This is a genomic window from Novipirellula artificiosorum (assembly GCF_007860135.1).
Classification (GTDB): Bacteria; Planctomycetota; Planctomycetia; order Pirellulales; family Pirellulaceae; genus Novipirellula_A; species Novipirellula_A artificiosorum.
Map to the genome: position 1 here is coordinate 1 of NZ_SJPV01000015.1, position 11,913 is coordinate 11,913.

Here is an 11,913-nt window from a genome sequence, read left to right on the forward strand (position 1 = left end):
GCTGTGTTGGTGATAGTCCAGTCCGACGTGATAGGTTATTTTCGACATTGCTCGTTGCTCCGAGTGAAATCAGGGGAAGTTAGATATCACTTGGTTTTACTCTGCAGCGAGCATTTCATCCCCATCTACGTTCGTTATTGATCCCGCGATGCGAAAGCGAAAAACATCCAAGTTGTCTCAAACCGTCATCCACGCCGCTTTGTAACGTAGACCGTGGTTCAGGATTTTTTGCAATAGCATTTCGTAGGTGACACCAATCGTCTCGGCCGATTCGGCAAAGTCCTCACCATATTCGATATTGGGATTCGCATTGGCCTCGATCACAAAGATCTCGCCGGAATCGGTCATTCGCAAATCCATTCGCGCATAACCGCTCATATGCAAGGCTCGGTAGACTCGCTTGCACAGCTTGGAAATCTTTTGTTTCGTCACGGCATCGAGGTCCTTGGCTTCACGCGTGGTGATGCCATGTTTTTCCTGATACTTGTGATTCCATTTCACTTGGCGCGTGGCGATCTTCGCGATGTCGTCCGGCAAGATTCCGAAATCCATTTCCCACGCGGGAAAGGTCTGCAAACGCTGGTTTCCAATCACGCCCACATACAATTCGCGACCTTCAATGTACTGTTCTGCGATCACGTCGTCTTTGGTTTTTTCATGTAAAAACCTGACTCGTTCGGCCAACGCTTCATCATCATGCACGATCGAAGCTTGTGCGATCCCAAACGAAGCATCCTCGATCACCGATTTCACGAACAGCGGGAACGAAAGCTTCTTGGGCCGGTGCACGGTGCGTCCAGCGGGAAACACGGCAAAACGCGGCGTGGGGATGCGGTGGTACGTCAGAACCTTCTTGGAGAGTGCCTTGTCTTTGCTCAGCAGCAGCCCGCGGGGGTTGCAACCGGTGTAGGGCTGTTGCATCAGTTCCAAGTAACTGATCACCGCAAAATCGTAGGTGACCACCCCATGAAATTCCTCCAGCATCATGAAGGTGATGTTGGGTTGAAACTCGGCGAGCGAGGCGCGAATGGGGGCGAGGTCGTCGTAGACGCCGAGCGGCAAGACCTCGTGCCCGAGATGCCGCAGCGTGTCACAGACATCAAACTCAGCCTTCCAATTGTCGAGGTCCTTTTCGCTAACTCCCTCGAGGGTAAGCGGAGGAACATGTCCGTCACGAACGAGAACGAGAATACGAAGTGGGCTCATCGAATCACTCCACCACCAAACATCCGATTACATTGCAACACGATGGCGTCCTTCGTGCATAAAGTTGGCGGTTCGAACCGCGACCAAAATCAATGCGTCCCGCCGCGTTTCATCCGACGTGCTTCCCAAACGCAGGTTCAATTCGCGACAGCGTTCGATCATTTCTTGGATCACTTGGTCAATCGTGTAAGTGTACTCACCCGTCCAGCGTGCCACGGCGGTTCGAAGTTCATTGCGAATCCGACTCAAGAACGCAGCCGCGGTGGGATTGCGCCGATGCTCGGGTTCGGAAGAGAAGAGTTTACGTAAATCGGCGTCATAAATGCTGGGGTATTCCACTCCGTAATACTCGCGTTTTCGTTGGTAGTGGGTCCGTAGGGTTTTTCGCAATCGATTGAGCGGGTCGACCGTCCGACGACTGGTCACCAGCGGCTTTTTGCCTCGGATCGATTTCATCAACTCATCGACAAACTCCAACTTCTCGATCGCGGGCCAGTCGCGATAACGCGTTCTCCATCGCGATCCTGGACGTAGCCAGACCGCAAAGGTCTCGGCGAAATCCTCAAGCGGGTGAGCCTGAGCGTACCACATATCAAGGTGCAAGACATAATCGCGGCTCGAAGGCGCGGGCTGATAGTATTCACGATAGGGTGACGAGGGTCGCCCGAAAAGCTGACGATAACGTGCTTTCCTACGAATCCGGAAGGCGGTGTCGATCGCATGACCGGCCTCGTGACGGAGGATTTTCATGCACCATTCGTGGGTGCCACCTTCGACTTCCATCAATTGCTTTCGCTCCAAACGCATCAGACGCGATTGAGCCAGATAGAATGGGATCGCAATACCTGGGATGTCATCGGGCGAGTACCAATCGTCACTCAGCCAGCAGTGCGGTCGAAAATTCAGACCACGGCTCGCCAATTCCTCCCCCAACTGGTCAATTCGCCTTTCCAGCGGAGTTGATTGGATCGATAATTTCAGATCACACATCCGCATATCGAGCAGTTGATCATCCGTCATTCTGGATAGATTGATGCTTGTCGCTGATTGTTTTGGCTTTCGCTTTGCCATTTCGATCGCGGCCAATGGTTCTCGTTCAAGGACGTTCGGATAACTCGGTGTTGCGTTAGTCTATTCGACTTGCATGATTTGTTACCCCCGAAAAAGAAACCTTCTGAAAAAAACGCGATGCTCGCAAGATGAATCTCTCGAATACCGGTCCGATGCACTCCTCGATTTGCACCTTGCTGACTGCGAAGGGGCGTTCCGCAGTCGCCGTCATTGGCGTTCGAGGTGTGAAAGCAATGGACGCGATCCGTTCGGGTTTTACCGCGGCAACCAAGCGGCCGATCCAAATCAATGAGATTCGTTATGGATCCTGGCACGGGGGCGCCAGGGGGCCCGAATCTGCCGGCGAATCGGTCGTGGTCCTGATGCGTGGCGACCAGCAAGTCGAGATTCATTGCCACGGAGGTACCGCAGCCATGGAACGCATTCTCAGCGATTTGCAGCAGGCGGGAATCACGCGTGTCACGCCGGACGAGTGGGCCCGCAGCCGTGGTGAGCCCCTGCTGCATCAGGAAGCTCGCCAGACGCTGTCGCATTGCTTGTCCGGACGGACGGCAGCCATCGCCATGGATCAGTTACGCGGGGCCTTATCGAATTGGGCCAGTTGCTCGAGGGATGCATTCTTGAGCGATGCAGAGGACCAGAGGATCGACGTTTTTCATCGCGACGTTGACCGAATGATCACTCATGGCCAGGTCACCGCACGGCTGACCCAGCCGTTTCGTGTTGCTCTGATCGGACGCCCGAACGTGGGAAAGAGCAGCTTGATCAACGCGATTGTTGGCTACGATCGCAGTATCATCACTCCGCTGGCTGGGACGACCCGCGATGTACTGCATGCGGAAACCGTCATCGAGGGGATCCCCATCCGATTGAGCGACACCGCCGGAATCCACGCCGCAGCCGAGGCAATCGAAAAAGAAGGGGTTTCACGAGCTCTCGCCGAAGCGAAACAGGCCGATTTGGTGCTGACCGTCGAGACGCACGACTGTCCCCCCGTCACCGAGATCGATCCTTCCATCCCGACCCTATCGGTGTTGAACAAGCGTGATTTGATCGCAGGATCAGTGAGTTGTTCGCGGATCCAAACGGTTGCCACCACGGGGGAGGGAGTCGAAGAGTTGATTGCGGCCATCGCCGAAAAGCTCGGCGATGGGTTTCCACCAGCTGGAACCGCGGTGCCGATCAATCAACGCCAATGGAATTGCCTGCGGTTGCTGCAACAAGCCGAAACCTCAACTGCCATTCTCGATGGCCTCGCTCGACTCATTCACGGTGATCGCGAAGACGCTTCGAACTCCGCAAGCCACGCGGTTTTTGAGAATTCGGACACGAAGGTACGAGGAAAGAAAGCGAGCGAAGTGCCATAGTGCCTGTGCTTGCACTCGGATGCGGGAACGAATGTAATGGAGGAGTCCTTCCGCTTTCAGGTAGCATCTAGCTCCCTCTACTGCCTTCTCTTGCCGAGCATGCTAGTTTCATGAGTATCTATCGCCAAAATTGTCCTTCCTGTGGCCGTCAACTTGAACTGCCGGGCGATGCGATGGGTAAGGTGGCGAAGTGCCCCGCCTGTGAAGCAACGTTTCGAATCGGGGAAACCGCTGCGCTGCCCCCATCCACACCAACGCCCCCCTCACCTCCCTCCGTGGCTGCCAACAATCCGTTCAGCCAACCGATATCGGCGGACCCCGCCTCCGCAGGCCCTGCTGCGGCAGCGTCATCTGCTGCCGCGAACCAACCAGGCGTTACGAATCCTTATCACCCCGCAACCGAGATGCCTCCGCCTGTGGCCAAAATTGGGGAACTTGAAATCGTTCAACGGCCGATCGAGGACATCTTCTCACCCACCATGTCGATTTTTGGTGCACGCTGGGCGCCTTTGATCCTGAGCAGTTTGATTGTCTTTCTCGCAATGGGGCTGTTGACGGGCATTCCCTTCATTGTCTTGATGGTGATTGCTGACGGTGGAAACGACTTCACAGCGGCCATTTTGATGCTGTTTTTTATGCCGATCGCGATCTTCCTGGGTGCCTACGTCACCGTGGGACTCGCACGCGTCGCCTTGGCGGTGGCCCGAAACGAAAGCGAGCCCCTTTCGCAATTGATCCCTCCCCTAAATTTGGTATTTCGCTTTCTCGGAGGCGGTTTGCTTATGGTCTTGGCTGTCGCCGTGGTTGTCGCGGCCTTTGCTGCCATCGCTGCGCTGCTCGCCGCGATCACACAGAACGAAACCGTGGCCGTCGGCGTCGTGGGAATCGGCATGTTGATCCTGTTTCTCGTTTCCATGGCCGCCCAATGGCTGTTGTGGCCATGGGTGTTTGTCGTCAGCGACGGGAAGGCGTCCGCAATCGGTTCGATTCGTGCCGCGTTCCAAATCGTCATGAACAACAAGGTGACGTCGTTGCTGATCGTGGTCATTTCCGTTGGCTTGTCAATGCTCGGCAACTTGCTCTGCTACGTTGGGCTGATCGTGACCCAGCCGCTGACGCTGCTGATGTTCGCCGTGGGCTACTTGGTCCTAACGAATCAACCGATCAGCAACCCAAAAGCCATTCCAACAAGTTACCCCACGCCACCTTCGACACCAACCTTCTAGCGAGGATCGCTTCTAAGCCGAAGGAATCGGTGCGTTTTCAGATTGTGCAGCTTTTAAGTGGTTGAAAAATAAACCTTTACGGACTTCACCCTCCATGCGTGAGGCCTGATAAAAACCCTACCTGCAAGGCAAGTTGGAGTGAACGTGCAGCGCTCACTTCGCCCAATATTCTGGCTCCCTTCTCCCCCGATTTGAGGTCGTCCGGTTGTTAAGTTATTGATTGAAAAAGACTTACAAGATTTACCTCTCCCTTTGAGAGAGGTCGAGCCTAAGCGAGGGAGAGGGAAGACAGGCTGCGATGACAACATGAAATTCCAGCACGGTTACTATACCGGCCCTCCCCCTCGCTGCGCGGCTCGTTGTACCGCGCATTTCGGGTGGTGTCTAATACATCTGCGGGGTAGGCGACGAGATTTCGCTCTGGACTTTCGACATACCGCTGCGAATGATGGCTGCCTTGCGGTTCGCGCTGGTGCTGCGAACATGGGAAAGCCTGTTGCACGGAGGTGCGGTTCATGGGCGGGGTGGCTCTCGGACTCCTCGGTCAAAAAACCGGCTCATCCGACCGAAGCGCGCGGAACCCAGACTCAAGGTTTTTTGGAGGTATGGCTCCGGTGTCCAATGATCTCTTAGAAAAGAGTCCCCGACGGTCGGTCGTCCGCCGGGAACCGGTAGCACCCTTGGCGCACCGTCGACCGGGATCTCCCTTGTCAAGTTGCACCTCTGTAGAGCTCGACTCCGTTTCTACCGGCAACTGCACGATAACAAGTGAAAATAGCTCCTGCCAGCAATCATGGGACACCGGAGAGATGCCTCGAAAACCTCCTGCGCACGCTTCCGCCGGATGAGCCAAAAAACCTAGGTGCGCAAGAGCCTCAGTAAGCTTACACCTTCGCAAAAATCGGACAAGCGACGCAGTCCCCCCATCTCCGAGGTCGTGCAGTTTTTAAGTTGTGACTGCTGAAGTGTTTAGGTATCCAACCACCCCTGCCCGCGCAGCGGGAGGGGTCGAGCGCAGCGAGGGGGAGGGTCCAGAACGCGCGGCCAACTTTTCGATACGTCTTCACATCGATTCGTCAGTCCTCCCAAAGCGGCAGTAACCAAATCGCCTATGCCCGAGTCAGCAAGGCCATGCTGCCTTTTTTCGGCGCGATGATTGCCGCATTTATGGTTATTACCTATATTCCTGCTTCCTTGCTGAGGCAGCCGGTTCAAATCGGTCGGGTCAAGGCGGGGGGTGTAGAAACGTGTTCATTGATGGATTTTGAAAAACCCGATCCCAAAAATACCAAATGAAGAAGATCAACCTATTTGACATCACTGGACGCGTGATGGTCGTCACCGGAGCGGCTGGCGTGCTTGCCGGTGGAGCCGCACGGTATTTGCAATCGCAAGGTGCCTTCGTGGTCTACCTCGACCTGTTTCAGGAAAAGGTCGACGCCACCCTTGAGGACGCCCGGAAAATCTCCGATCAATGCTGCGGCTTTGCCTGCAACGTGCTCGACCAACAGGCTCTCGACGACGTTTGCAAGAAGGTGATGGCAACCTGTGGAAAGGTGGATGTGCTGATCAACGGGGCTGGCGGCAACATGCCCGGTGCCACCGTCGGTCCGGATCAGGATGTATTTGATGTGAAGTTGGAAGACTACTCCAAGGTGCTTGATCTCAACTTGAAAGGTTCCGTCATGCCGACGATGGCCTTTGCGCGGATCTTCAAGGAACAGGGCCACGGCTGCGTACTTAACTTCTCTTCCATGTCCTCGCCCCTTGCGCTCACGCGGGTGCTGGGCTATTCCAATGCCAAAGCCGCCATCGACAACTTTACACGCTGGATGGCCGCTGAAATGGCGTTGAAGTATGGCGACAAATTACGCGTGAACGCCATTGCACCAGGCTTCTTTATCAGCAACCAAAACCGCGCCCTGCTCACCAACGAGGACGGTTCCTTCACCGAGCGCGGCCAACAAGTGATCAACAATACCCCGTTCCGTCGCTTCGGCGAGGCCGAGGAAGTTTTTGGGACCATCCATTATCTGGTATCCGATGCGGCATCCTTCGTTACCGGAACCGTGGCAGCCGTTGACGGTGGATTCTCGACTTTCAGCGGCGTCTAGCCAGGTGGAAACGCTTTAAAACGTAAGGAAAACAAGATGACTGAAACCGCATCGAAAAAGTACTCCCTGCTAGTTGCAACCAGCATGGGGGTTCGTTTGACGCCCGTCGATTCGCAACCTTTTCATTGCAGCGACACCTTTAAAATGCAGGCCACCAGTGCGGAAAGCAATGTGGCGAGCGTGTCCTCCTATCTTGGCTTGCCGGTCAAAGTGCTGACGGCATTTGTCAAAGAAAGCCCCGTGTCCCATTTTATCAAGGACAACCTGAAAAGCCGCCGCATGGACTTTGAGGGACCTGAGTTCGAACAGGAAAATCCGTGGGGTTACCGCCACCAGATCAATATGGCCGACAGCGGTTGGGGCTCTCGGGGGCCGAGGGTTCAAAACGATCGGGCGGGTGAAGTGGGGCGGGAACTCAGCGCCGATGATTTTGACCTGGAACGCATTTTTGCTGAAGAAGGGGTTGAGATTGTTCACCTCTCCGGCCTGATTGCGGCCTTGTCGCCCAAGACCTGCCAATTCTGTCTGGATGTTGCCCGTATTGCGAAGGCCAATGGATCGCGAGTTTCTTTCGACCTCAACCATCGAGCGAGTTTTTGGAAGGGCCGGGAACAAGAGTTGGCTCGAGCGTTTTCCGAAATTGCTTCCCGTAGCGATATCCTGATCGGCAACGAAGAAGATTTTCAGCTCTGCCTCGGGATCGAAGGACCGGAGTCGGGCGGCGAGGGACTCGACGAAAAAATTGACGGCTTCAAAGCGATGATCGGGCGGGTTCAGGCGGCTTACCCGAATGCCGGCTATTTTGGCACGACGCTGCGAGAAGTGATCTCGGCGAACAGCCATATGTGGGGTGCGCTGGTTACCGATGGCAACGAGTGGGAAATCATCAAGCCGCGTGAGATTGGTGTCTTGGATCGCATCGGTGGTGGTGACGGTTTTGTGGGCGGGTTGCTCTACGGCATTCTCAAAGGTTGGGATGTCAAGAAGTGCGCCCGATTTGGCTGGGCCAGTGGCGCGCTCGCAGCGACGATGCTGACCGATTATGCACAGCCTGCTGACGAAGCTCAGCTCTGGAGCATCTGGGACGGCAACGCACGAGTGAAGCGATAAGAAAACTGAGTGTTGGATCATCGGATTGATGGACGAAAGAGAGGTTCTTTGTCCCGTCGTCCAAGAATCCAATCATCCATAACCAAACGGAGATGTAGTGATGAAAGCAGATATTGGATTAATCGGGTTGGCCGTGATGGGCGAAAACCTCGTCCTCAACATGGAAAGCAAAGGATTCACCGTAGCGGTATTCAACCGTACGGTGGAAAAGGTCGACAAGTTTGTCGCGGGTCGCGGTGCCGGCAAGAACGTTATCGGATGCCATAGCATCGAAGAGCTATGCGCCAGCCTCGAACGTCCACGCAAGGTGATGATGCTGGTCAAGGCGGGACAGGCGGTTGATGATTTCATTGAAAAGGTGATCCCCTTCCTCGAAGAGGGTGACATCATCATTGATGGCGGCAACAGCCACTATCCAGACACCATTCGCCGCACGAAATATGTTGAAAGCAAAGGCCTGCTTTATATCGGAACCGGCGTTTCCGGCGGCGAAGAAGGCGCGCTGCTCGGTCCGTCGATCATGCCCGGTGGATCGCCGGCAGCATGGGACGCCGTCAAGCCGATCTTCCAAAAGATCGCTGCCCAGACCGATGCCGGCGAGCCCTGCTGCGATTGGGTTGGCCAGGATGGTGCAGGCCACTTTGTGAAGATGGTTCACAACGGGATTGAATATGGTGACATGCAGATGATCTGCGAAACCTACCAGATGATGAAGGAAGGTCTCGGCATGTCCAACGAGGAGATGCACGAGGTCTTCAAGGATTGGAATGCGGGCGAACTCGACTCGTATTTGATCGAAATCACCCGCGACATTCTCGGCTATAAAACGCCAGAAGGCGAAGCGGTCATCGACCAGATCCTCGACACGGCCGGACAAAAGGGTACCGGAAAATGGACAGCGGTTTCCGCGCTGGATCTGGGGCAGCCGCTGACGCTGATTGGCGAAGCCGTCTTTGCCCGCTGCCTCTCGGCTTTGAAGGATGAGCGTGTCGAAGCTGCCAAGGTGCTGAGCGGACCTGCTGTCCAGTTCGACGGTGACAAGGTCGCGCTGGTCGAAGATCTGAAGCAGGCGCTCTATGCCTCGAAAATCGTCTCCTACGCGCAAGGCTATCAGTTGATGCGGGCTGCTGCCGAGGAACATAGCTGGAAGCTCAACAACGGCGGCATTGCCTTGATGTGGCGCGGCGGTTGCATCATTCGCTCGGTCTTCCTTGGAAAGATCAAGGAAGCGTTCGACACGAACCCCGATCTCGTCAACCTGTTGCTCGATCCGTTCTTTAAGGATGCCGTCGAAAACGCCCAGGCGGCCTGGCGCCGCGTGGTCGTCAAAGCGGTTGAGCTGGGCATTCCGATGCCTGCGATCAGTGCGGCATTGGCCTACTACGACGGTTACCGCACCGCCCGCTTGCCAGCGAATCTGCTGCAGGCCCAGCGCGACTATTTCGGCGCGCATACCTACGAACGTCTCGATAAACCGCGCGGCAAGTTTTTCCACACCAACTGGACAGGTCGCGGCGGCGACACCGCCGCTTCAACCTACATGGTGTAGACGATGCTTCGTCTACATTGGAGAACCCCATGATCAGCCGATTTGGTGAAGACGTATCCATCCAACCCGCGGAATTGCGCGGGTTGGTTTTTCAATGCCTCGAAAACGCGGGGCAGCTGAAGAAGGTCTTGATCCTTCCGCCCGACCACACGCGATTGAATTCGATGGCCGGGCCGATCACAGAGATGGTCTATGAAAAGCTGACCGGTGAAGGCGTCCAGGTGGATATTCTGCCGACGCTGGGAACCCACAACCCGATGACCGAAGCGCAACTGCGCATGATGTTTGGCGACTCGATTCCGCTTGACGCGTTCAAGGTCCACGATTGGCGAAACGAGGTGGTTCGCAAGGGTGTCATCGCCTCAGAAATGCTATCGGAGCTTTCCGCCGGAAAGGTGGATTACACCGTCGGCGTGGAAGTCAACAAGATGCTGCTTGAGGGCTACGACCTGATCCTGTCGGTAGGCCAGGTGGTGCCGCACGAAGTCGTCGGCATGGCCAACTACACCAAGAATATCGTCGTGGGCGCGGGTGGCTCGGACATCATCAACAAGTCGCACTTTCTCGGTGCAGTGGCGGGCATTGAAAATATTCTCGGCCAGACCGATTCGCCGGTACGCAGTCTGTTCAACCATGCGGTCGAGACCTTTCTCTCCGACCTGCCGATCGTCTACCTGTTGACGGTGATGGAACAGGACTACGACACCCGTGAAATGCACATGCGAGGCTTTTACGCTGGCGCAGAGTCGGCGGTATTCGAAGAGGCCTGCGATCTAGCACGTAAGGTGAACATTACGCTGCTGGATCGTGAGCCGAAAAAGGTGGTGGTTTATCTCGACCCGCACGAGTTCCAAAGCACTTGGTTGGGCAACAAGGCGGTTTACCGCACCCGCATGGCGATTGCCGACGACGGCGAGCTGATTGTGCTCGCACCGGCCCTCAAAGAGTTTGGTGAAGATCCGACGATCGACCGGATGATCCGCAAGTTTGGCTATTACGGAACGCCCGCCACACTCAAGGCCGTCGAGGAAGATGAAGAGCTGCGCAACAATCTGAGTGCTGCTGCGCATTTGATCCACGGTTCGTCGGAGGGGCGGTTCAAGATTACCTATTGTCCGGGCGAAGGCGGGGTCACGCTCGACGAAGTCCGCTCGGTCGGTTTCGAAGCGGAGGCCTACGCCGAAATGGCCGCACGTTACAATCCAGAAACGCTCAAGGACGGCTTCAATACGCTGCCCGACGGCGAAGAGATTTTCTACATCAGCAATCCCGCACTCGGCTTGTGGGCCTACCGAGAGAAATTCAAAGATTCTGCATAAAACGAGCCGTAATCAGACGACAAGGTGGATGCGAATCAGCGTTTGTTACCGCGTGAAACGCTGCAGGTGTTCTACAAAGATGCCTCGGGTCCGCGATCGATACGGTGGCTAACCCGGATTATTCATCCGTCCAAACCTATTCCCCGTAACCCTTTGTATGCAATCAGCTTACATCGATTGAGTAGTAAACAGCCTGCGCACGTTGGAGTCGTAGGCTTTAGCCGATTGCGCAAGGATCCAGTACGCAATCGGCTAAAGCCTCCCACTCCAACGAATAATCCGGGCGAACGGCTCATCCGCCGAACAGACGAATTGCGGTCTCTGCATCGCTGACATCGATCGGTGCCAAGGACCGGGTGAAGGGATCGATGCAGGTTTCCCGCAACATCGTTTCGTTCAAACTTGCGAGCCCTCGAAAACGGTTGACCTGGATCCCCTCGATCCCCTGCTGATCGAGTTGCTCGCGGAGCTTGCGGTAATGCGTTTCGCTGTAGGCGAGAATCGAATCGGTGTATCGCCGGGCTGTGATCTCGAACATCGGTGCACGGACGACACCGACGCGATCATGCTCAAGCAACGGTCTCATCCAACGATAAAAGAACATCATCATCAGCGCACCACAGTGAATCCCGTCAGCATCGGGATCGAACAACAGCACGATGCGATCGTAGCGTATCGCATCGAGATGAAAGTAGTCGCCGCAATCGGTACCCACCGAATCGATGAACGCCGCGAACCATGCGTGTTTGGACAGCGTGCGTTTGCTTGCCTTGAGTGCGTTGAGTGGCTTTCCCTGCATCGGCAGCACCGCTTGAAAACGAGCATCTCGGGCACGGGCCACTGCCATGGAAGCCGAGTCACCTTCGACGACAAATAGCTCCGCTCCTGAACCGCTGCCATGAACTTGGCAATCGTGAAGCTTGGCGGGCTGCGAGCGAAACATCACTCGTC

Annotated in this window: 10 protein-coding genes; 7 read left to right on the forward strand and 3 right to left on the reverse strand. The window is 55.6% G+C overall.

Translation table 11 applies throughout. The features are described from left to right. Positions 1–177: 177 nt before the first annotated feature. Positions 178–1,206: a D-alanine--D-alanine ligase family protein gene (locus tag Poly41_RS28050; protein ID WP_146530689.1), complete on the reverse strand. Its 1,029-nt coding sequence runs from the start codon at positions 1,204–1,206 to the stop codon at positions 178–180. A 27-nt stretch (positions 1,207–1,233) separates the two neighbouring features. Continuing rightward, on the reverse strand, positions 1,234–2,226 hold the full coding sequence (locus tag Poly41_RS28055) for a putative zinc-binding metallopeptidase (protein ID WP_231616007.1): 993 nt from the start codon (positions 2,224–2,226) through the stop codon (positions 1,234–1,236). 179 nt (positions 2,227–2,405) lie between these two features. On the opposite strand from Poly41_RS28055, the gene Poly41_RS28060 reads away from it, so the two are divergent. The 7 genes from Poly41_RS28060 to Poly41_RS28085 all read left to right on the forward strand — a co-directional run bounded on the left by Poly41_RS28060 (position 2,406) and on the right by Poly41_RS28085 (position 10,962). Next, on the forward strand, positions 2,406–3,644 hold the full coding sequence (locus Poly41_RS28060; RefSeq protein WP_146530690.1) for a GTPase: 1,239 nt from the start codon (positions 2,406–2,408) through the stop codon (positions 3,642–3,644). Between the two features lie 110 nt (positions 3,645–3,754). After that, entirely contained in the window at positions 3,755–4,870 is a 1,116-nt protein-coding gene (locus Poly41_RS28065; RefSeq protein WP_146530691.1) for a hypothetical protein, read from the forward strand. 1,131 nt (positions 4,871–6,001) lie between these two features. Further along, positions 6,002–6,166 carry a hypothetical protein gene (locus Poly41_RS34470; protein ID WP_197231728.1) on the forward strand — a complete coding sequence of 55 codons (165 nt, stop codon included), beginning with the start codon at positions 6,002–6,004 and terminating at the stop codon, positions 6,164–6,166. Next, positions 6,163–6,984 (forward strand): SDR family oxidoreductase, encoded by an 822-nt coding sequence (locus tag Poly41_RS28070; RefSeq protein ID WP_146530692.1) that lies wholly within the window; start codon positions 6,163–6,165, stop codon positions 6,982–6,984. Before Poly41_RS34470 ends, Poly41_RS28070 begins: the two co-directional genes overlap by 4 nt. 36 nt (positions 6,985–7,020) lie before the next feature. Continuing rightward, positions 7,021–8,094, forward strand: a complete 1,074-nt coding sequence (locus Poly41_RS28075; RefSeq protein ID WP_146530693.1) for a sugar kinase — start codon at positions 7,021–7,023, stop codon at positions 8,092–8,094. A 100-nt stretch (positions 8,095–8,194) separates the two neighbouring features. Further along, positions 8,195–9,643 carry a decarboxylating NADP(+)-dependent phosphogluconate dehydrogenase gene (gene gnd / locus Poly41_RS28080; RefSeq protein ID WP_146530694.1) on the forward strand — a complete coding sequence of 483 codons (1,449 nt, stop codon included), beginning with the start codon at positions 8,195–8,197 and terminating at the stop codon, positions 9,641–9,643. 29 nt (positions 9,644–9,672) lie between these two features. Then, positions 9,673–10,962, forward strand: coding sequence for a lactate racemase domain-containing protein (locus tag Poly41_RS28085; protein ID WP_146530695.1), 1,290 nt, complete (start codon positions 9,673–9,675; stop codon positions 10,960–10,962). 292 nt (positions 10,963–11,254) lie between these two features. Here Poly41_RS28085 and Poly41_RS28090 read toward each other — a convergent pair whose 3' ends face one another. Further along, positions 11,255–11,905: a toprim domain-containing protein gene (locus tag Poly41_RS28090; RefSeq protein ID WP_146530696.1), complete on the reverse strand. Its 651-nt coding sequence runs from the start codon at positions 11,903–11,905 to the stop codon at positions 11,255–11,257. Positions 11,906–11,913: the final 8 nt, after the last annotated feature.